General features: G+C 32.1%; 23 protein-coding genes and 1 pseudogene. 10 read left to right on the forward strand and 14 right to left on the reverse strand.

Annotation, left to right across the window (positions count from 1 at the left end; translation table 11 throughout):
- Window position 1: 1 nt before the first annotated feature.
- From PF022_RS02915 to PF022_RS02945, 7 genes are read left to right on the forward strand one after another with little or no spacing between them, the layout of a single operon-like run.
- Window positions 2–1,228 carry an amidohydrolase family protein gene (locus tag PF022_RS02915; protein WP_271022730.1) on the forward strand — a complete coding sequence of 409 codons (1,227 nt, stop codon included), beginning with the start codon at window positions 2–4 and terminating at the stop codon, window positions 1,226–1,228.
- Between the two features lie 9 nt (window positions 1,229–1,237).
- The gene (mqnF, locus tag PF022_RS02920; RefSeq protein WP_271020427.1) at window positions 1,238–2,467 is read left to right on the forward strand and encodes an aminofutalosine deaminase family hydrolase; all 1,230 of its coding nucleotides are present in this window, start codon (window positions 1,238–1,240) and stop codon (window positions 2,465–2,467) included.
- Window positions 2,460–3,845: a phosphomannomutase/phosphoglucomutase gene (locus tag PF022_RS02925; protein WP_271022731.1), complete on the forward strand. Its 1,386-nt coding sequence runs from the start codon at window positions 2,460–2,462 to the stop codon at window positions 3,843–3,845. The genes mqnF and PF022_RS02925 overlap by 8 nt, the downstream gene beginning before the upstream one ends.
- Window positions 3,846–3,847: 2 nt before the next feature.
- A complete protein-coding gene (gene pyrC / locus PF022_RS02930) occupies window positions 3,848–4,849 on the forward strand; it encodes a dihydroorotase (protein WP_271022734.1) in 1,002 nt (333 codons plus the stop codon).
- The gene (gene coaD, locus PF022_RS02935) at window positions 4,846–5,325 is read left to right on the forward strand and encodes a pantetheine-phosphate adenylyltransferase (RefSeq protein ID WP_271020433.1); all 480 of its coding nucleotides are present in this window, start codon (window positions 4,846–4,848) and stop codon (window positions 5,323–5,325) included. The genes pyrC and coaD overlap by 4 nt, the downstream gene beginning before the upstream one ends.
- The gene (tmk, locus tag PF022_RS02940) at window positions 5,316–5,888 is read left to right on the forward strand and encodes a dTMP kinase (RefSeq protein ID WP_271020434.1); all 573 of its coding nucleotides are present in this window, start codon (window positions 5,316–5,318) and stop codon (window positions 5,886–5,888) included. The genes coaD and tmk overlap by 10 nt, the downstream gene beginning before the upstream one ends.
- Window positions 5,885–6,457, forward strand: a complete 573-nt coding sequence (locus PF022_RS02945; protein WP_271020436.1) for a ComF family protein — start codon at window positions 5,885–5,887, stop codon at window positions 6,455–6,457. Before tmk ends, PF022_RS02945 begins: the two co-directional genes overlap by 4 nt.
- A 1-nt stretch (window position 6,458) precedes the next feature.
- Here the strand turns inward: PF022_RS02945 and fliY are convergent, their stop codons facing one another.
- The 8 genes from fliY to aroQ are packed head-to-tail and all read right to left on the reverse strand — an operon-like array spanning window position 6,459 to window position 12,801.
- Window positions 6,459–7,307 carry a flagellar motor switch protein FliY gene (fliY, locus tag PF022_RS02950; RefSeq protein WP_271022736.1) on the reverse strand — a complete coding sequence of 283 codons (849 nt, stop codon included), beginning with the start codon at window positions 7,305–7,307 and terminating at the stop codon, window positions 6,459–6,461.
- A 19-nt stretch (window positions 7,308–7,326) separates the two neighbouring features.
- Window positions 7,327–8,385 (reverse strand): flagellar motor switch protein FliM, encoded by a 1,059-nt coding sequence (gene fliM, locus PF022_RS02955; protein WP_271020440.1) that lies wholly within the window; start codon window positions 8,383–8,385, stop codon window positions 7,327–7,329.
- Window positions 8,378–9,085: an RNA polymerase sigma factor FliA gene (locus PF022_RS02960; RefSeq protein WP_271020442.1), complete on the reverse strand. Its 708-nt coding sequence runs from the start codon at window positions 9,083–9,085 to the stop codon at window positions 8,378–8,380. Before PF022_RS02960 ends, fliM begins: the two co-directional genes overlap by 8 nt.
- Complete coding sequence (locus PF022_RS02965) at window positions 9,069–9,461, reverse strand: hypothetical protein (protein WP_271020444.1); 393 nt, start codon at window positions 9,459–9,461, stop codon at window positions 9,069–9,071. The genes PF022_RS02960 and PF022_RS02965 overlap by 17 nt, the downstream gene beginning before the upstream one ends.
- A gap of 13 nt (window positions 9,462–9,474) precedes the next feature.
- Complete coding sequence (locus PF022_RS02970) at window positions 9,475–10,332, reverse strand: P-loop NTPase (protein ID WP_271020446.1); 858 nt, start codon at window positions 10,330–10,332, stop codon at window positions 9,475–9,477.
- 2 nt (window positions 10,333–10,334) lie between these two features.
- A complete protein-coding gene (gene flhF, locus PF022_RS02975; RefSeq protein ID WP_271020448.1) occupies window positions 10,335–11,720 on the reverse strand; it encodes a flagellar biosynthesis protein FlhF in 1,386 nt (461 codons plus the stop codon).
- Window positions 11,717–12,295, reverse strand: coding sequence for a 2-amino-4-hydroxy-6-hydroxymethyldihydropteridine diphosphokinase (folK, locus tag PF022_RS02980; protein ID WP_271020450.1), 579 nt, complete (start codon window positions 12,293–12,295; stop codon window positions 11,717–11,719). The genes flhF and folK overlap by 4 nt, the downstream gene beginning before the upstream one ends.
- Window positions 12,296–12,306: 11 nt before the next feature.
- Window positions 12,307–12,801: a type II 3-dehydroquinate dehydratase gene (gene aroQ / locus PF022_RS02985; RefSeq protein WP_271020451.1), complete on the reverse strand. Its 495-nt coding sequence runs from the start codon at window positions 12,799–12,801 to the stop codon at window positions 12,307–12,309.
- Window positions 12,802–13,041: 240 nt separating this feature from the next.
- Here aroQ and PF022_RS02990 point away from each other — a divergent pair, with 240 nt between their 5' ends.
- The 3 genes and pseudogenes from PF022_RS02990 to PF022_RS03000 all read left to right on the forward strand — a co-directional run bounded on the left by PF022_RS02990 (window position 13,042) and on the right by PF022_RS03000 (window position 15,775).
- On the forward strand, window positions 13,042–13,278 hold the full coding sequence (locus PF022_RS02990; protein ID WP_271022738.1) for a hypothetical protein: 237 nt from the start codon (window positions 13,042–13,044) through the stop codon (window positions 13,276–13,278).
- The gene (locus tag PF022_RS02995) at window positions 13,224–13,442 is read left to right on the forward strand and encodes a hypothetical protein (protein ID WP_271020453.1); all 219 of its coding nucleotides are present in this window, start codon (window positions 13,224–13,226) and stop codon (window positions 13,440–13,442) included. The genes PF022_RS02990 and PF022_RS02995 overlap by 55 nt, the downstream gene beginning before the upstream one ends.
- 232 nt (window positions 13,443–13,674) lie before the next feature.
- Window positions 13,675–15,775: pseudogene (locus PF022_RS03000) on the forward strand (molybdopterin-dependent oxidoreductase).
- Window positions 15,776–15,830: 55 nt separating this feature from the next.
- Here PF022_RS03000 and PF022_RS03005 read toward each other — a convergent pair.
- The 6 genes from PF022_RS03005 to PF022_RS03030 are packed head-to-tail and all read right to left on the reverse strand — an operon-like array spanning window position 15,831 to window position 21,345.
- Complete coding sequence (locus tag PF022_RS03005; protein WP_271022739.1) at window positions 15,831–16,160, reverse strand: hypothetical protein; 330 nt, start codon at window positions 16,158–16,160, stop codon at window positions 15,831–15,833.
- Window position 16,161: 1 nt separating this feature from the next.
- On the reverse strand, window positions 16,162–17,469 hold the full coding sequence (locus PF022_RS03010) for a hypothetical protein (RefSeq protein WP_271022740.1): 1,308 nt from the start codon (window positions 17,467–17,469) through the stop codon (window positions 16,162–16,164).
- Window positions 17,466–18,989, reverse strand: a complete 1,524-nt coding sequence (locus tag PF022_RS03015; RefSeq protein ID WP_271020456.1) for a DNA repair protein — start codon at window positions 18,987–18,989, stop codon at window positions 17,466–17,468. The genes PF022_RS03010 and PF022_RS03015 overlap by 4 nt, the downstream gene beginning before the upstream one ends.
- On the reverse strand, window positions 18,986–19,819 hold the full coding sequence (locus tag PF022_RS03020; protein WP_271020457.1) for an NAD(+)/NADH kinase: 834 nt from the start codon (window positions 19,817–19,819) through the stop codon (window positions 18,986–18,988). The genes PF022_RS03015 and PF022_RS03020 overlap by 4 nt, the downstream gene beginning before the upstream one ends.
- Window positions 19,816–20,526, reverse strand: a complete 711-nt coding sequence (locus tag PF022_RS03025; RefSeq protein ID WP_271022741.1) for a hypothetical protein — start codon at window positions 20,524–20,526, stop codon at window positions 19,816–19,818. The genes PF022_RS03020 and PF022_RS03025 overlap by 4 nt, the downstream gene beginning before the upstream one ends.
- A gap of 9 nt (window positions 20,527–20,535) precedes the next feature.
- Window positions 20,536–21,345: a J domain-containing protein gene (locus PF022_RS03030; protein ID WP_271020459.1), complete on the reverse strand. Its 810-nt coding sequence runs from the start codon at window positions 21,343–21,345 to the stop codon at window positions 20,536–20,538.
- Window positions 21,346–21,373: the final 28 nt, after the last annotated feature.

Below are 21,373 nucleotides of genomic sequence, written 5' to 3' on the forward strand. Positions count from 1 at the left end.
TATGGTAATTAAGGGTGCTATGATATGTGATGCCCTCTTGGAGCAAAAGGGTGATATAAGAATAGAAGGTGATAGGATAGTAAAAGTAGAACGAAGCATTATGCCAAGTGCTGGAGAGGAGGTCTTTCATGCAGATGGATTTACTCTTTTGCCTAGTGCTATTGACTTAAATACTAGACTTCATAATGATGTATTAACTAAAGAAAATATATTGAATCTTTCACAAAAAGCAGCAGTTGGTGGAGTAGGAATGCTTGCGTTAATGCCTGATTGCAAACCATCTTTAAGCACTGAACTTGGCATGGAGTTATTATCTGTTTTACAACATGAACTAAGTGTCAAAATAATTGGTATAACTTCTAATTTAACAGATGAAGGGAGCGGGATTCCGCCAATATCATCTTTACACAAAAAAGGTGCTAGAGGTATTTTTAGCAAATCTAGCATAAGTGGAAATTTGTTGCGTAGGACTTGTGAGTTTGCTACAATGCTTGATTTGCCAATGTTTTTTGATTGTGATGATGAATCTTTGAGTAAAGATGGAGTTATGAATGATGGTGAGCTTAGTGCATCTTTAGGGCTTAGTGGGATTTTATCTCTAAGTGAGACAAAAGAAGTTGCTATGATGTGTGAGGTTGCTTCATTTATGGGCGTTAGAGCTATATTTAATGCTATTTCTTCTGATAGGAGTGTAGAAATTTTAAAAGAAGCAAAAAAGAAAAATCCAAATATTTTCATACAAACTTCGATACATCATCTAATTTTAACCGAAGATTTGTGCAACAATTACAACACTGCAGCAAAAATTAAACCACCTCTAAAATCAGAATCTACTCGTTCTAAATTGACAAAAAGAGCCAAAAAGCTAGAAATAGACTTGCTAACTTCTCTGCAATCATCACAATCTCTATCTAAAAAAGACCTAGCCTTTGATGAGGCTGCATTTGGCATAGATATGATAGAGTATTTTATCCCTATGTGTTATAGTCTGCTTGTGAAAAATGAGCATATGAGGTTTAGCGATTTAAGCAAGATTCTATCATTCAATCCGGCACAGATATTAAAACTAGATGATGTTGGGCTGATAAAGGAAGGTTATTTGGCTAATTTTTGTTTGCTTGATACAAAAGAGACGCAAATGATAGGTGCTAAAGATTCACCTTATTATGATTGGATATTTAGTGGCAAGGTTAAACATCATTTTATAGGTGGCAAGCAAATTTTTTAAGGATTTTTTATGTATTTAGTTGGTGCTGATTTTTTGCTTTTGTGCGATGATTCTTTTAGCATAATAGAAAAAGGTGGAATCTATTTTGATGACAATGAAATAATTGCAGTTGATAAATATGAAAAGTTAGAATCTTTAAGAATTAGAGAGAAGAAATATTATGAAAATTGTGTCATTACACCATCTTTTGCTAATTTGCATACACATTTAGAATTTAGCAAAAATAATGGCAAGTTGCATTATGGTAACTTTGGCAAATGGCTTGATAGTGTAATTGTAAATAGGGATTCTCTAATGGATAGCACACTAGAAGAAGCAATGCAAAGAGAAATTACAAAAATGCTAAAAAGCGGAATTTCGTGTATTGGTGCTATTTCTAGCTATGGATATGATGTGGAAGTTTTGGCTAATTCTCCTTTAAGAGTGCTATTTTTTAATGAAGTAATTGGTTCAAAAGAAGAAGCAGTGCCATTTTTAGAACAAAGTCTAAATGCAAGAATCAAAGAGTGTGCACAATATCAATCAAAAAGATTCTTCCCAGCAATCGCTATTCATTCGCCATATTCTGTGCATGAAACATTACTAAATAAAGCATTAGAGATTGCAAAAGTAGAAGAGTTGCCATTAAGTGTGCATTTTTTAGAATCTAAAGAGGAAAGAGAATGGCTAGATAATGGCAGTGGTTATTTTAAAGATTTCTTTAAACGATTTTTTAATTCTGATATGACGCCATTTTTTAGCATAGAATCTTTTTTGGACAAATTAGAGGGTTTGAATCCTTATTTTGTTCATACTCTCTTTGCAAATGATAATGAATTAGAAAGAATTAAAAAATTAAATGGCAAGATAATTTCATGTCCTCGTTCTAATAGGCTTTTAAACAATGCTTTATTGCCACTTTCTAAAATGTATAACAATGGCTTTGATGTTATTTTTGCAACTGATGGGCTTAGCTCAAATGATAGCTTAAGTCTTTTAGATGAGTTAAAAATGGCACTTTATGCTTATAGTGAATATGATGTTGAATATTTAGCACAAAAATTATTACTTGGCGTTACAAACTATGCTTTTAAAGACAATAAAATAGGACTAAAAGCTGGAATCTTAAAGCAAGGCTATGTGCCTGATTTTGCTGTTTTTAAACTTGAATGCAAAGAGCAAATAGCATTAAATTTGATTTTAAATTCTAAAGAAGCGTTGGCACTTTATATCGGAGGGATAAAGGTAGAGCATGAATAAGCTTTCAATTTTTAGAGAATATGATATTAGAGGCATTTTTAATAAGGATTTAACAGAAGAAAATGTCTTAAAGATAGGCTATTTATTAGGATTAGAGATACTAAAAAGAGGTGGAAGCAATATTGGCGTTGGCTATGATGCTAGAGTTCATTCTTTGAGCATTTTTGAATGGTTATGTAGTGGCTTGGAGATAGCAGGGATTAAGACTTATAACTTAGGAGAGATTCCAACCCCTGTTGGATATTTTGCACTTTTTACTGATTTTGATGATGTGGTTTTGGATTCTAGTATTGTAATTACTGGTTCTCATAATCCACCGCAATATAATGGGTTTAAAATCACGCTTTTAAAAGAGCCGTTTTTTGGTGAGATGATTTATGCTTTAGAAAGAGAGTTTTATAATTCTTCATTCCCTAAGCTACAAACAAGCACTAAAGAAAGAGGGAGACTTGATGTATTAAGTAAGTATATTGATTTTTTATCTAAAAAATTTGAGAAATTAAGAGGCTTTAATATACCGCTTAGTATTGATTGTGGAAATGGTGTTGCAGCACTTGGAATCTGTCCTATATTAGATAGGCTTGGGATTAAATATAATGGTCTTTTTTTAGAGCCTAATGGGAATTTTCCAAATCATCATCCAGATCCTAGTGAGGTAGAAAATTTAAAATTCATTATTGATTCTATGTCTAAAGTAGATGGTATTGGGATTGCCTTTGATGGTGATGGAGATAGATTGGCAGTATTAAAGAGCAAAGATTTGAAGTGCAGAATTTACAAAGGCGATGAATTAGCCATAATATATGCAAATGAGGTAAAAAATCCATTTGTAATAGGTGAAGTTAAGTGTTCTTTGAATATGTATGAATCTATAAACAAAATTGGCAAAACATTAATGCATAAAACGGGACATAGTAATTTAAAAGTGAAACTAAAAGAAACAAATGCACATATGGCGTTTGAAGTTAGTGGGCATATGTTTTTTAATGATGATTATTTTGGATTTGATGATGCAACTTATGCTGCTTTGAGACTTCTTGATATAGTGCATAATAAAGGGCTTAAGTTTGATGAAGCATTAGAATCTCTGCCCAAACTTTACTCTACTGATGAGATAAAAATACAAAGTAGTGAAGAAACCAAGTTTGTAATTATTGAAAAACTAAAAGAGATTCTAAAAAATCCACCAAAAGACTTTCCAAAAATACTTGATATTATAACTATCGATGGTGTTAGAGTTGTGTTTCAAAATGGTTGGGGGCTAATTAGAGCTAGTAATACAACTCCAGTGCTTGTTGTTAGATTTGAGGCAAAAAGTAAAGAAGATATGGAGCTTTATAGAGATTGTATGTTATCTTTATTAGAAATAAAGGATTAAAAATGAAACTAGAAATACAAAGTCCATTTGATATGCATTTGCACTTAAGAGATGGAGAGATTTTAAGAGATGTTGTAAATTATACTTCTTCTCAATTTTGTGGTGCTGTTGTTATGCCAAACCTAAACCCACCTATAACAAGTGTAAAACTAGCATTGGAATATAAAACTAGAATCCTAAATTCTTCTAAGTATGACTTTATCCCTTTTGTTAGTTTGTATTTAACAGAAGAGTTAGATAAAGAAGAATTGCAAAAAGCAAAAGATAATGGACTTTTTATGCTAAAGCTATATCCAAAAGGTGCAACCACAGGTAGTGAAAATGGTGTAAAAGAAATATTAAGCGATAAAGTCTTAGAGATTTTAGAAGTTGCAGAGAATTTGGGATTCATACTTAGCATACATGGCGAGACAAATGGCTTTGTCTTAGATAGGGAATTTGAATTTTTACCTATTTTTGAATCTTTAGCCAAGACATTTCCTAAGTTAAAAATCATCTTTGAGCATTTAAGCGATAGAAGATCCATAGAACTTGTAGAGAGATATGATAATTTATATGCAACTTTAACCTTGCACCATATGCTTCTTAGCTTAGATGATGTGCTAGGTGGAATGCTAAATCCGCATTATTTTTGTAAGCCAATTTTAAAGACACCAAAGGATAAAGAAACATTGTTAAATATCGCACTAAACGCACACGATAAGTTTTCTTTTGGTAGCGATTCAGCGCCGCATTTAATTAGTAAAAAAGAATGTAATAATGGTGCAGCTGGAATCTTTAGTGCTCCTATTTTGCTACCAAAATTAGCTGAAGTATTTGAGAAACATGATTCTTTAGAAAATTTAGAAAAATTTGTAAGTCTAAATGCAACTAAAATATATAATTTAAATAGAAGCAATAGAAAAATAACGCTAATAAAACAAGAGCTAAAAGTGTCTAAGATATACAATGATATTGTGCCACTTTTTGCAGGAGATAGCATGTCTTGGAGCTTAGAGCAATGAGGATAGCAATTTATCCCGGGACATTTGATCCTATTACAAATGGTCATGTAGATATAGTAAATCGTGCGTGTAAAATCTTTGACAAAATAATAGTAGCAGTTGCAAAAAGCGAGAGTAAAAAGCCATTATTTTCGCAAGAATTACGAGTAGAAATGGCGAAAATGGCTTTTTTAAACAAACCATGTGTTAGCGTTGTTGGATTTTGTAATTTGGTTGCTGATTTTTCAAACGAAGTTGGTGCAAATGTTCTTCTTAGAGGGCTTAGGGCGGTTAGTGATTTTGAGTATGAATTACAAATGGGATATGCAAATGCATCATTAAATAGTAATTTAGAAACTATTTATCTAATGCCTTCTTTAAAAAATGCTTTTATAAGCTCTAGTGTTGTTAGGTCTATTTTATTGCATGATGGTGATATTAGCCATTTGGTGCCAAGTTGTGTTTCTAATTTTATAAGGAACAATAAATGTATATAGCATTAGAGGGTATTGATACATGCGGTAAAAGCACACAAATAAAATCTCTAAAGTTACATTATAAAGATGCAATTTTTACAAAAGAGCCAGGTGGCAGTAAAATAGGTGAGAAGTTAAGAGAGATTCTGCTTTATGATTGTGAATCTCTATCAAAAGAAGCAGAGATTTTATTATTTCTAGCAGATAGAGCACAACATATAAAGGAAATAATAAAGCCAAATAAGGAGAAATTGATAATTTCTGATAGAAGTCTAGTTAGCGGTATTGCATATGCAACAGATTTTGATTTTGAGATTTTGCAAACTTTGAATCTTTTTGCTACTAGTGGGGTTGTGCCTGATTATGTAGTGTTTTTGGAAATTTCTGAAAATGAGCTTATAACTAGATTGGGTAAAAAAGAAATGGATAATATAGAAAAAAGAGGTGTAGAGTATCTATTGTCATTGCAAAGCAGAATCTTGGATACAATTAGGCTTTTAGGAATTCCATATTGCATAATTAATGCTTCAGATGAAGTTGGTGCTATAACAAATGAGATTATAAGTTTTATAGATAGTAAATGAGATGTATTGTTTGCTATAAATTATCTATTTTTACAATATGTAAAAATTGTCTAAATATAATTAAAATTACTCCTAGAAGTAGGGAGCTAGATGGCTTTAAGGTTTATAGTTTTTATGATTTTTCTGAAGTTTCTTTCTTGTTATCTTTGAAATATGATTATATAGGTAGCAAAGTGTATTCTATACTCTCAAAAAAAGTATTATCTTATGTGCAAAATATTTTAAATAATAATATTAGATTCTATGGAGTTGCAGTTGATGATAGGATAAATAATAAGGGATATTCTCATAGTGCGATACTTCTATCACATCTAAAAAAATGCAATATAACCCCAATGTATCACACTCTAATATCCACAAATAATGTAAATTATGCTGGTAAAAGCTTGGAGTTTAGAGAGAAGAATCCTAGAAATTTTGTGCTAAAGAGAAGTGTTTATAATAAAGATATAGTCTTATTTGATGATATTATAACAACAGGATTGACGATAAAAGAGGCTAGAGATTCTATAAATAATGCTGGTGGCAATGCACACTTTGCATTTGTGCTAAGTGATGCAAAATACTAGGCTACATTAGTTGTTCTATTCTGTCTTTTTTTGGTGCTATTTCGGTTATTTGAATCCCAAAGTTACCATCTACAATTACAACTTCACCTTTTGCAATTACTTTGTCATCAACTAGCACTTCTAGTGGGTCGTTTGCTAGTTGGTTTAGCTCCACTACACTTCCTATATCCATGGCAATAACATCTTTTAAGAGCATTTTCTTTTGCCCGATTCTTACCTTTACTTGCAATCTTACATCAAGTAACATTGCCATGTTTTTCATTTCATTATTGTTTAGCTCTACTTTAGATGAATCGCTTCCGCTGTTTGCTGGGCTAGATTCTACTGGAGCTTCTTCTGCTTGTGGGCTAAATAACTTCTCAAATGTGCTAGAAAATGCAAAATATATGGAATCTTTTACATCGCCTATGCTAAATGAGAATGTATAAAAGCCACTATAATCATCTAATGCTAAATCTCCACCATCGCCTATAAAGGCTATGTTTCCTATGTTAAAGCTAAGTTTTGGTAGCTCCTTTTGCCCTCCAAGAGAAGTAGATACCGCCCCTAGTATGTTTGATGCTATTTCTTTTGTTGCATCTAAGTCATCATCTTCCATGGAATCTTTTGTCGCACTTCCATCACCACCTAGCATCATATCAGCTAGTGCTGTTCCTAGCTTTGCAGAGATAAACATAGCCATTCTTGTAGAATTATCAGAATCTATATCTATCTTTGTCATAGGTGCTACTATGCTATCTTTTTTGCCATTTTCACTTTCTATTAGACTTACTTCAGGGGCTTGTCCTAGCAGTCCTTCTATTGTTGAAATTGTTTCTTTTGTAATTAGTTGTAAAAAGTCATTAAGCATATAATCTCCCTATTTAAGCTTATTCTTCTTCTATTTCATTTGCTCTTGATTTTCTTTGCATTTCTAGCATTTCTAGTATTTCTTTTACTTGGTCTTTTTCGGTTTTTATCATTTCTTTTACTTCAATTGTTTTTCTATATCTGTGAAGCCCTATACTTGCTAGGAATTTCTCTCTTCCATCTACATTTATAATAACTGTGTCATCAGCAGGTCTATCAAGTCTTACTATATCGCCAACTTCTAAATCTAAAATTTCCCTCATAGTAAGTTTCGTCTCACCCAAGACTGCAGCGACATTTACCTTCGCTCCACCAAGAAGTGCTTGAAGCTCTTTGTTTCTAGACTTTTTAGAGTTAGTTTCACTTAGCATAATATCTCTACTTGCAAGACGAGAAAGCACAGATTCTAAAGAGATAACAGGATAGCAAAGATTCATCATACCGCTACTATGTCCGATAATTATCTCCATAACAACCATGATTACAATTTCATTTTGTGCAACGATTTGCACAACATTTGGGCTTGATTCTTTTACATCAACGGTTGGGAATATTTCTGTAACAGGTGCCCACGCTTCTTTTAGATTCTGCATCATTTGACGCAAAATTGTATCTAGCAAGTTTAGCTCAATATCACTAAATTCGCGCGTAGATTCATAAGGGTCGCCTTTTCCTCCCAAAAGTCTGTCAATCATAGGAAATGCAATGCTTGGATTTATCTCCAAAACCCCTGTCCCATCAAGTGGCTTCATTGAGAAAACATTGAAGCTTGTAGGACTTGGTAAGGACATTAAAAACTCACCATAAGTCATCTGATCCACGCTATGAAGCTGAATCTCAACAATAGAACGCATGATTGCAGAAATTTGACTTGATAGGCTTCTAGCCATTTTGTCATGAATCCCTCTAAAAGCCCTTAATTGCTCTTTGCTTACACGATTTGGTCGCTTGAAGTCATATAGAGTTATTTGCCTTTGTTGTGTCGGGGCTGGTTTGTCTATGATTTCTGTCTCTGAACCATCATCATCAACCACTTCTAATAGTGCATCAATTTCTTCTTGACTTAGAATATCAGCCATTTATCCCCCTTTGCAAAAGATTTAATTTTAGTTTTCTAATAATTGTTTTATGTATTTGCGATACTCTAGATTCACTTATTTCTAATACTTCACTTATTTCTTTTAAGCTTAATTCTTCATAGTAATATAGTTGGATTACTAATTGTTCGTTTTTGGTTGATTTCTCCAAAATGTCTTGTATGATATTTACTAATTCTTCTTTTTCTATTGCATTATAAGTTTTATCATCTAAAGAAGCACTAAGTTGCTCATCAAGTGGCATTACGGCATATATTTCGCTAGCATTTCTTGCATCTTTTATCTTTTCTATATCTTCGCCTAAAACCTTACTTAGATACTCATTATCAGGTTCTTCTTGGTGGATATTATAGTATTTTACTATTTCATTATCTATTTTTTTAATTAGTGTTCTTGTGTTTCTGCTTACGCAATCTAGGCTTCTTAGATAATCAAGCATTGCACCTTGCACCCTTGATCTAGCATATCCCCAAAATGAATCATTTATGCTTGCATCATATTTTCTAGCTAACTTTATAAGCTCTTCTGTGCCTATTGATACTAAATCAGCAAAATCAACACTAGCAGGCAATCTTTCTTTAAGCTTGGCAGCTAGACTTTTTAATGCCGGCAAATAAGCTACTGCTAGTTCGTCTTGGTTTTGTTTGATTACGCTTTGGTAGCCATTAGAAAATGTCTTCATTTGCTAACTCTAAAAGTTTATCTTTATTGCTTTTATAGACTCTTTCTTCTTTTTCTTCCTCTCTCATTGTTTTTTCCATAGTTCTCAAGAAACCTCTTATTTTGTTTGTTGCTTTTTCTCGTTTATCAAATTCTTCGATATATTCTTCTAGTAAGTTATTATAAGATGGTTTTTTTATAGAACTTTCTTTTTGGGTTAGGAATTTTATAAAGAAAGATACGCTAACTAGCGTTATTAGATAAAAGCCAATAGTTGATAGAAGTGTGCCAGCAACTATCATTTCAGGATCGTCAAATTTTAAAAAAGATAATAATAAGCCTATAAAGAATCCATTAACAATGGCAAAGCTTAAAAAATTATCCATTTTTAACATCATTTATAATCCTTTATTAAAAGTGTCCTAATATTTTTTTGATGAACTTACCAAACCTTTTGTCTTCTTTTACTAGCACATTTCGTTCCAATTTTTTAGCAAGCGTTCTTGCTATTTCTTCTAGCTCCATTGCACTATCAGAATTCGGTTCTTCTTTTACGAAGATCCCCCTATTTTTACTATAATAATTTATTAGTGTGTTTTTGGTTATCTTTCCTATTAATTCTAAATTTATATTTTGTATATTCATTCCTGCTATTTTTTGTATTTTGTCAAAAATCATACTAGCTTCAGCATTATTTTTTGCCATGTTTATAAGCATGAAGATTCTATCTTTAAAGTTTGAAGTTAGCTTAATTGTTGCATAAGCATCAGTTATTGCTGCTGGATCTGGTATTGTTAGAACAATTACATCATCGCTATTTTTTAGAAATGTCTGTGTGTATTCTCCAATTCCCGCACCTGTATCAATAAGCACAAAATCAAGCCCATCTAAAAACTTTGAATCTTCAACTAAAGATTCAAACATAAATTCACTCTTATATCTAAAGATATCACTTCCAGAATCTCCGGGAATTAGATATAGCCCATGTTCTATTGGGACTATTATATCTTTTAGCGAGGCTTGGTTTTTAAGCACATGAAGTAGATTTTTCTCGCATCTAACACCAAAGATAATGTCTAAATTAGCCAATCCAATATCTGCATCAAAGATTCCAATTTTAAATCCAAGTTGCCAAAGTTTATAGGCTAAATTAGCACAAAATGTGCTTTTGCCAACACCACCTTTACCGCTTGTTATAGCTATGAATCTAGTGGCTAATTTTTTGTCGTTTTGAACTAGTGATTCTAGAGCTGCTGCTTGATTTTTCACTTCTATGCCTTAATTAATCCATCTAATAAGCAATCTATTAAAAAGTCGCTAGTTGCGACATTTAAATCATTTGGCACTTCTTGACCTATTGATAGATAGCTTGTCGGTTTTTTGGTTTCATAGATTAGCGAGAATATATTGCCATAGCTATGCGTTTCATCTAACTTGGTAAAAATTAAAGTATCAATCCCTAGGGTTGAGAAAGTATGATAGATATCTTTTAAATCTTCATATTTTGTTGTTGCACTCATTACCAAGCTTACATCTATTTTTGTATTTGGGTCTGCATTTATGAAGCTTTTTAGGGATTCCAGCTTTGCTCTATCGTGCTGTGAGCTTCCAACGGTGTCTATTAGAATATAATCGCAGTATTTTAGAGAATCTAGTGCATTTACAAATTCTTCTGTATCAACAACCGTATCTATGCTTAGCTTCATTTTTTTAGCATAAAACATTAGTTGATCTACTGCTCCTATTCTATATGTATCAAGTGTGATTATTCCTACTTTATAGTTTTTATTTAGCATTCTTGAATATCTTGCTGCAAGTTTGGCTAAAGTAGTGGTTTTTCCAACTCCTGTTGGACCTACTAGCATCATAATATTTTTTGAATTTGAGCTTAGATTTTCGGCTCTTGCATATACCATTTTTCGCAATACTTCTCTAAAGTATCTTTTTATTAGCACGGAGTTTTCTCGCATTTTAATAGGCATTAACTCTAATGTTAATTGCATTATTTTTTCTAAATGCTCCTTTGCCATTCCGCTTGCTTTTGTGATTCTATAAATTTCTGCAAATTCATGTGGGATTATTAGACCATCTTTTTTAGGGCCTCTCTCTTCCCAAAACATGTTCTGTATTAGCTTTAGTTTGTCATTTAGTCTATCTATTTCTCCCTTTAGGACTTTAAAATCACTTGAATCTTTTGTTTCTTTTTTTGGCTTTTCCTTTGGTTCTTGTGGTTTTTCTTCTAGTTGTTTATATGGAGATCGTCTTTGTGGCATTGTAGAATTCACTCCAGCAATTTGTGCTATTTGCCTAACCGTGTCTGATAGTTGGAGAGATACTTCTTCTGGTAGATTGCTTTGTGGGAATGTATTTTGTGCTAGATTTGCTGCTCGTTTTTTTTCTAATTCTTTTTGTGCGATGATTTCTAATCGTTCAGCTATTTTGTTGTTTTTGGTTGCAAATAGTTCATCTTTTGCTTTTTGCTCTTCTTCTTTGCTTTTTATTTTTTTATAGTCCTCTTCACTTATGGCTACAGAGATTTCATATTTTCCATCACCTGTTTTCTTCTGTGAGATAATAGAGAACTCATCTCCAAGCTCCTTTTTTGCTTCTGCTAATGCTAGGGTTGAAGTCTCAGCAGTGTAAGTAAATAATTTCATTTAATTCCTTTTAGGGGGATTAAAACACTTTCTCTTTTAAACCATTCTTTATGCGGAATCTGCAAATGTGCCAAGTTTATAAAAATATTTTTAAACCCCAAAACATCAATATCTAAGCTTCTAGGTGCATTTTTAAAAGGACGCTTCCTAGCTCTCCCAAAGATTCTCTCCAAATACATACAATAGCTAAAAAAATCAGCATAGCACATACTAGTTTTAATTACTATTACGCCATTGTAAAAATCATCTTGCTCTATATAACCAAAGGCAGGATTCTTTACAAAAGGAGAATACGCAATTATAGCATTTTTATAACTCAAGCGTTTTGTAAGCTTTCTAAAAGTTGATAACACATTGCCAACATTGCCACCTATACCGAGAAGGACATATTTTCTTAGATTTTTGTTTTTGTATCTATTGTATGGATTTTTTATTCTTATGTGTTCATATCTTTTGATTTTATGTGAGAAGCTGAATCTGTCTTTTTTAGGATAATCATGGGGAATAAAGCATATACAATCTTTATTTATTTGTAGTTTTTTGTATGATTTTATATCCCAGTAGCTAGTTTTCATAACAACAGAATTTAGTTCTGTTGTTGAGTTTGTTGAGTTTGTGCTTGAGCTCTTGCGTTTTTTATTGCTTCAATTTCACTTAGAATCTGTGATAATCCTTGTAATGCCAAATGATAGCCAATAGGACCAAATCCAGCAATCACACCAGAACAAGCAGCAGCAGTTAAGCTTTTGTGCCTGAATTCTTCTCTTGCGTGAATGTTGCTAATATGAACTTCTATTGTGGGTAGATTAACAGCAGCTATTGCATCTCTTATAGCCACTGAAGTGTGTGCATATGCAGCAGGATTTATTATTATTCCATCATATTGTCCTAAGCATTCTTGAATCTTATCTACAATTTCGCCTTCAAAATTGCTTTGAAAAAATCCAACTTCAACTCCCATTTGTTCTGCGTGTTTTTTGATGTTTTCATGTATTGTATCTAGCTTTACAGGACCATAGATTCTTGGATCTCTTATTCCTAGCATATTTAAATTTGGTCCTTGAATAATCATAGCCTTCATTGATGAACTCCTTAAGTTTTAGCTTCAAAGTATTCATTATAACAAAAAGCTTTATAAAATTTGTAATTTATGGAAGTTTTTTTGTTTCTCAATATATAAAAAATTATATAAATGACATATATTGAATTAATTTGGTTTTATATAAGAATTTTTGAATCTACCTTTGGTAGTTAAATTATTTATAGGGGGATTTATGTTTAGCATACATATGAAAGTTGTTAAGTTTGCATTGATTGCTTTGTGTTTTCATCTGCCTTAGTTGCTGATAGTATAAACATTGAAAAAGGCGATATTTTATATGCAACTAAAGTTAAGAATCTATTTTTAGAGGAAAATAAGGCAATAGGAAGATTGCTTCCAACTGCTCAAATTGAAGTTTTAAATGTAGATTCTAAGAATATTGAACTAAAGGTAAAGGATATGTGCAAGAGGGTGCAGAAAATGCCATTTATTATGCACCAAACCGCAGAATCTTAAATGTTGCACTAGGTAGAACTTCAGGTGTGAAACCAAAGTTAGGCAAACAAGTAGAAAGCGATTCCGATAAGAAATGGTATGAAGCAGAGTTAATAATTAAAACCACAAAAAACAATCTAACAAATGATGTAAAGCCACTTTATAAAGCCGCCAATGATATGTAGCAAACTGCTCTATATGTCATAGCTTGTATAGCTACTAAATTTAAGGCAAATCAGTGGCCTAGTATAGTTAAATCAATTGGTATGAGAAGTGGTATGGATAATGAAAGTGTGTATTTGCTAACACAATTCTTGCAAAAAAAATGCAAGCGATATGCCAAAATAAAAATAAGGAGGAGATGATGAGTATAAAAATGCAGACAATAATATAACTAGAAGAGGTGTGCTTAAAGCTATGGCACTTTTTGCAGCTGGCATTAAAGGCTTTAATAGCAAATTAGTTTTAGATGGTGAGGTTATAACTGGTGCTCATTGGGGAATCTTAAAGGCTACTATTAAAGATGGCAAATTACTCTCTACTACAAATGCTCTAAATTCCGATATTATAAATCCATTTCATTCTATAACGCTTGATTTGATTTATACAAAATCAAGAATAAAATACCCTGTTGTAAGAAAGAGTTATTTGGAAAATCCAAAAAATCCAAAGCCTGAACTTAGAGGTGCTGATGAGTGGGTTAGGGTAAGTTATAAGGAAGCTATAAAATTAATATCAAAAGAACTAAAAGCAACTTATAAAGAGAATGGAAATACTGCTGTGTTTGCTGGAAGTTATGGTTGGAAAAGTAGCGGAAATATGCATAATGCTAGAATCTTGTTGCATATATTTATGGGTATGGCAGGAGGATATGTAGGTAGCACTGGAGATTATTCTACTGGAGCTTCACAAGTTATTATGCCTCATGCAATGTGGGGGTTTGGAAGTTTATAATCAACAAACTTCATGGGATGTTGTGCTAGAAGATTCAAAGGTAATTGTAATTTGGGGTGCTGATCCGTTTGTTACTCTAAGAATCGCATGGACTATAAACGAAGGTAAGGGCTTAGAATATCTAGAGAAGCTAAAAAATTCTGGTAAAAAAATTATATGTATAGATCCTATAAGAAATGATACTTGTCAGTATCTAGGTGCAGAGTGGTTATCACCAGTGCTAAATACTGATGTTGCATTAATGCTTGGAATCATACACACTATGCTTAGCACAGGCAAATATGATAAAGATTTATAGAAAATTATACTACTGGATTTGATGAGTTTAGTGCTTATGTATTGGGCAAAAAAAGATGGCGTAGTAAAGAATGCAAAATGGGCTAGTAGAATCTGCGGTATAAAAGAAGGAACTATTAAACAACTTGCAAAAACATTCTTTGAAAATAGAACCATGTTTATATTTGGCTGGGGTATGCAAAGAGCTCATCATGGTTAGCAGCCACATTGGATACTTGTAGCACTTTCTTGCATGGTTGGTCAAATAGGGCTTCCGGGCGGTGGATTTGGTTTGAGTTATCATTATAGTAATGGTGGATCTCCAACTGCAACGGCTGGAATTATTGGTGGTATGAGTATAGGCGCTGGAGGCGAAGCAGGTGCTGAATGGCTAATGCAAGGCTCTAAGATAAATTTCCCAGTAGCAAGAATTGCTGATGCGTTATTAAATCCGGGCAAAACAATTGATGATAATGGCAAGAAAATAACATACCCAGATATTGACTTTATTTGTTGGGTTGATGGGAATCCTATGGTGCATCACCAAGATACAAACACAATGGTAAAAGCATGGAGAAAACCAAGAACAATAGTTGTGCATGAACATTATTGGACTCCTACTGCTAAATTTGCTGATATTGTTATGCCTATTACTACTCCTTATGAAAGAAATGATATTTCAATGAGTGGGGTTATTCTAATTTGCATATCGTTCCTATGAAAGCACTTGTAAAGCGAGAGTTTGAATTTGTAGATGATTATGATGTTTTTAGTGATTTGGCAAAGGAATTTGGAATTTACAAAAAATACACAGAGGGTAAAAATGAAATGCAAAGATAAACCAGCAGAGTTTGCACTCCTTACAAATCACCCACAAAATAGACTTCATTCTCAACTTGCTAATACTTCTTTAAGGGATATGACTGCTATATCTGGTAGAGAACCTGTGTGGATAAATACAAAAGATGTCAAGAAAAAGGGTATCAAAAATGGTGATATAGTAAGAATTTATAATAAAAGAGGGCAGGTCTTAGCAGGTGCATATGTAACTGATAATATTAAAGAGGGTGTATTAAAGCTATCTGAAGGTTCTTGGTATGATCCGATAAATCCTTTAGAAAAAAATTCACTTTGTAAGAATGGTTGTGCAAATGTCCTAACAATAGATATTCCAACTTCAAAGTTAGCAAATGGAAATATTTCTCATACTGGCTTGGTAAATATAGAAAAATATACTGGTAAGCTAGAAGAGGTAACTGCATTTAATCCTCCAAAAGGTGCTAACTAATACTAAAGAATCCCAACTTGTGTGGGATTCTTTTAAAAAAATAAAAATCTGTATTTTAGACAGATATATCAAGGTGGGTTATATCACCATGTGAATCTCGCACTATTTCGTCTTTTTCTTGTTCTTTTTTTTGCTTTTTTTTGTTTTTCTTTTCTTTTTTTTCTTTTTTTTCTTGTTCTTGCTTACTGCCTTTAGCATCTTCATCTGTTTTTTTTATGTCTTCTGCAGGGCGGACTTCCGCGATTTCGTTTTGTTTGTTTTTCATTTCTTGTATATTTACTAATGCTTGGAAATCTAGTTTTGCTTGGGCATTAGCATGTTGTGTTGAGCTAACTTGTGAGTTTTGGTTTATAAAAGTTGTATTTCCAACCGGGCTAACTGCCATTTTAATCCTTCAAAATTACTATTGTGCTTTCCTTGCCGTAATTTACATTTGCACCTTGCACTATTTTAACAAACTTTCGTTTTGTATAATCAACTTCATACCTACCACTATAACCTTTATAATAGGATACCAAAAGTTCGGCTGCTTTTTTAATTATTATTTCTGGAATCTTATTTTTGCCAGAGTGTATTATTAGATGTGAGCTTGGTATATTTTTAATATGCATCCACAAATCATCTGCTTTAGCGTTTTCTAAAAGCTCTATATTTTCTTTAGAATTTTTGCCTATTGATATTTTAAAGCCTTCTATAAAGAAACTTTCATTTGTTTTTGTTTCTTTTTTACTCTTATGTTTGTAGCTTAGGTTTGAATCTATTATGTCCAAGTTCCCTATGTTATGCGTATTTTCTATTAGCTCCAATAGGTTTTTATAAAACTCTTTTTTTGATAGCAAGTTTTCAGATTCTATGTGCAAATTCTGCGCTTTTTTGTTTTCTTTTTTTGAGGTTTTGAAAAATATTTGTGCTGCTAGACTTAAGTTGTTGCAATTATTTGGGAGTGTTATTTTTAGACCATCTAGCACAATATAGCTCCCTTTAAAGTTTGAAAAATTATGCAAATGCTCTAATATTTTATGTCCATATAGTGCGTGTTTTTTGGCGTTTTTTTCTAAGTCATCTTTGTTTTTTAGTGATGAGAGATTCTTATTTATTTGAGATATTTTTTGTGATATTTTGTTTTTTAGCTTTAGTTTTTTAGCACTTAGTAGATTTTGTTGTAATTTCTCAAAGTTATTTTTTAATGCATAAAATAATTCTCCTTCGTCTTTATCTTTAAATTCCTTTAGCGGTGAGAGTTCTGCTAGGGGCTTATTTATCTTTACTTCTCTAAATGATGTTTCGTTTGATATATGATGGAGTGCATCTTGGACTATGTTATCTTGCAGTATTATTAGGTTTGTATTTTTTCCTGTGAATTCCACTTGCATTAGTATTTCTTGGCTTTTGTAACTATTTTGTATCTGTAAGTATAGCTTTAAGATTCTGTTATTTGGTTCTGCAATAGCTTTTATTATTGTTGAGTTTGATAGTTTTAGCATAGTTTTGTCAAATGGTGCATTATAGCTCTTTGATGATATTAGAGATTCTTGTGTTATAAAAATTAGGCTCTTGCCCCTACTTAGGTCAAAATAAAAAATCTCTCCATTAATATTTACATAAAATAAATTATCCCCTATTCTTTTTATTAGCCTTAATTTGGAGTTAGAATTTATGTAAGAGGCGAATTTTTTTAGAGTGTGTATATTCATTTGATTTTATTTTTGGCAAATTCTATTGCCTCTTTTGTTATATTTTTTCCGCTTATCATTCTTGCTATTTCTTGGATTCTGCCATCTTTGTCTAGTTCTTTTATTGTAGAGCTTTTATCTCCCTTTTCTACTAAGAAGTGCTTTGTTGCAAAGCTTGGCATATGTGGTTGGTGAGAGATTGCAAAGACTTGATATTTTTTTGATAGTTGATGTAATACTTCCGCTACTCCTTCAGATTCTTCTCCGCTTAAGTTTGCATCTAGTTCATCTAGTATTATTATTGCATTATCTTTATTTGTGCTTTGTGCTAGTAGCAGTGTTAGTCTTAGTCTATTAAACTCTCCAGAGCTTAGATTTTTTATATTTGTTTTTTCAAAATTTAACTCTAGCGTTGAATCTCCTAGTGCATTTATTTGGCTATTTTGTAGATTTACTTTTAAGCTTGGCATTTTTAGTAGTGTTAATGTGCTATTTAGAGTATCTTCGAATTCTTTTAAATGCTTGTCTCTTGATTTATGCAGAGTTTTTGCACTTTTTTGCAGTTCTTGTTCTGTGCTATTAAAGCTATCTTGTGTGTTTTTTAATATTAGTTCTATATTTTCGTATTTTTCCAGCTCTTGTTGCTTTAAGCTTAAATGCTCTAATGCTTCAGAGATTCCACCATATCTATGGTTTAATGCACTTAGAGATTCTATTCTTTCTAGTATTTTTTCGATATTTTCGCTATCTAGCTCTTCTAATCTTTGCTCTTCTCTTTGACATATTGTATCTAGCTCATTTAAAGATTCTATAATATGACTATTTTCTATTTCTAGGAGTTTAAATAGATTTGATACTACATGAGAGTTTTTTAGAAATTCTTGCACTTCATATATGTGTTTTAGAATCTTTTCTTTTTTTGATAACTCTTTTTTTAATTGCAATAGCTCTTCGTATTCGCCTTCTTTTGGGTTTAGGTCTTGTATTTTTTGTATTTCAAATTTTATAAATTCTTTTAGGTCATTTATTTTTAGAGATTCTTCTTTTAGTTTTTCTAGTTCTTTTTTTTGTGTTGTGTATTTTTCATAGATATTTTTATAGTCTTGTAGAATCCCATTGTGTGCTTTATCTTTGGTGCTACAATAGCAATCTAGTGCTAGAAATAAATTCTCTTGAGATAGTGCATCGTTTGATTTTGTGCTTAAATGTTGCAAGTAATGCGAGAATAATTCGCTGATCCTTTTTTTGGGTATGTTTTGAGAATTTATAAAATATCTTATTTTATCTTTTTTAGTGATGGTTAAAATCACTTCTCCATCATCGATTAATCCTTTAAAATCATCACTTATAAATGGTAGATTTATTGTTGCTTCTATTATTTCTGCATTTATATCTCTAAGTCCAAAAATTGCTAAGACACTCTCCATAAGCACGGATTTACCAGCACCACTAGCACCGCTTATTACATTGAAGTTTTGACTTGGGGTTAGCTCTATGTTTGTAAAGGTTGGCGAGTTTTTAATCATTATTTTTTGTATCATTCATAATCTCCCCAGTAGAACTTTTCTTTTAGAATCTTAAAATAATCCCATTCTTTGTTGTGTATGAGTTTTACACCTTCTTTTAGTGATTTTATGCTTAAAGTATCATTTACCTCTAAAGTTACACTCTCTTGTCCGTCAAATGTTATGTTGCAAGTCTCTTTAGTGCTTATTGATACATTGAATTCTGATGGCAGTATCAATGGGCGTTGAGTTAGTGAGTGTGGGCATATTGGTGTTAGTAATAAATTATCAGAAAATGGATATACAACAGCTCCACCAGCACTTATGTTATATGCAGTTGAGCCAGTTGGGGTTGAAATTATTAGCCCATCTCCATAATAGGAGTTAAAATATTTAGAATCTATATATGCTTGTAAAGTTAGCATGCCCTTGCCACATCTTGCAAGGACTATGTCGTTTAATGAATAGAATTTTTGTTCCTTTAGATTTCCTTCTAAAATCATGTGATTTGCAATGTTGTAGTTACCATTTTTTAAGTTTGGTAAAAAGGAGGACACTTCTTCTTTTTGGAGGTCTGTTAGGAATCCTAATCTGCCCATGTTTATACCTAAAATTGGTTTTTGATATGGATATGAGATTCTAGCAGTTGATATTAATGTGCCATCTCCACCTATTGAGATTAGGAAGTTAGATTTAGTGCATATTTGGTGTATGTCTAATCCATTTTCTCCTAGCATTTTTGCACTAGAATCTTCTAATAATACTTCAAAACCAAGAGATAGTGCCAAGCTCTTAAATTCCAAGAAGTATTCTTTAAGCTGTGGAGTTTGTGGGCGTAAAAATACACCTAAAGTTAGTTTTGTCATTCTACGAAATACGCCTTTATGCTGTATCCTCTTTTATTAGGCAGTTGCATACTTGGGCCTTCAAAGGCTACTGCATTTGGTATTTTTTTGTTTATTTCTCTTATTGCTTCTCTAGCTCTAAAAGAAGCTAAGCCTTCTTGCTTTAACTCTGGTGATAATCCTCTATATGGATTTGTATCTACCACTCCTTGAACTTCAAAGGCAACAACTCTAATATCATCTTTAAGTTCTTTATTTACATTTGTAGCAATAGATAGCATACAATTTGCAGGAATCTGCCATTTACCAATTTCCATAGCGAAACATTCTGTAATTATTTGTTTTTTTGGTTTTATTACATATCTTATATTGGTTAGTGTGTTTGCTTGAGCATTTTGTTGGTTTAGAGGATTTATAGAGTTCGATAGTTTTGCTAACTCCATTTCTTTTTTAGCTAATGCTTCTTTTAGTCTTGTAATTTCATCATCTTGTGCAATTTGAGTAACCTCTATATCTACAACTTCATTTAGATTCTCATTTGCATTTGGCTGACTAAATCCAAGTGCTATTTTTGCGTCATGTAGCAATTCTTTTCCTAATGGTTGTTTTAACAGGTAGAATCCAGCACCAAATATAATAAGCACTACAATTGTTAAAATAAGCAACATAGGAATAAAGCTTTTTTTAGGCTCTTTTTCAAATTCTACTTCTATTTCTGTATTAGACATGATTCCTCCTTATGCTATGCGTTTGAAATTTGACTTTATATTTTCATAAGCTTCATTTATGATTCTAAATTTCTCTGCATATCCGTCTATTATTTTTTTATCTTGACCATACACATTATCTGGGTGATATATTTTTACTAGCTCTATATATCTAGTTTTTATATTTTCAAAGTCATCATTATAGCTACAACCTAATATTTTATAGCTTTTTTTGAGTATTTTTTCTTCTTTTGTGAGAAATTCATCAAAGCACTCAAATGTGTTATGTGCTTTAAATGTAGCATAATCAAAGTCTAAAACTATGTTGTGTATTACCTTTTGAGATAGCATTCCTATTATCTTTTCCCAAAAATACGGACTTGAAGAATCTAAAAATATCTCCTCTTTTGTGTAGCTTATTAAATAATGACTAAAAAGAGAACATAAATACCTTCTAGCTAGGCGACTTTGACGGCTTAATTTTAGGCATACTTGCGAGTTTGTAGGTGTGCTTTGGATTATTTGTAATGATACAACTACATGCTCTAATAGCCCTCTTTGTTCTACCATCTTTATCCTAATTGGTAGATGACTACTATCAAGTATTACTTGGAAGTTTTCACTTTCTTTTTTGTTTTCTTCTTGCATTGCTACATGATAAGCCCAATTTAAAAAGTAGTCTTTTTTATATCTTTCGCCATCATCTAGTATCAGCACAGAACTTGATAGTCTATATGCTTTTGAAAAATGCTTATAGGCAAAATTTATTGCACGAGTTAGAAATTTTGATTCTTTTTCGATACTAATTTGAATGTATGGGTCTAAAAGCTCAACTTTCACTAGCATTCCTTTGCATAAACATTTCTTT

This window comes from Helicobacter sp. WB40, from assembly GCF_027859275.1.
Lineage (GTDB): Bacteria > Campylobacterota > Campylobacteria > Campylobacterales > Helicobacteraceae > Helicobacter_D > Helicobacter_D ibis.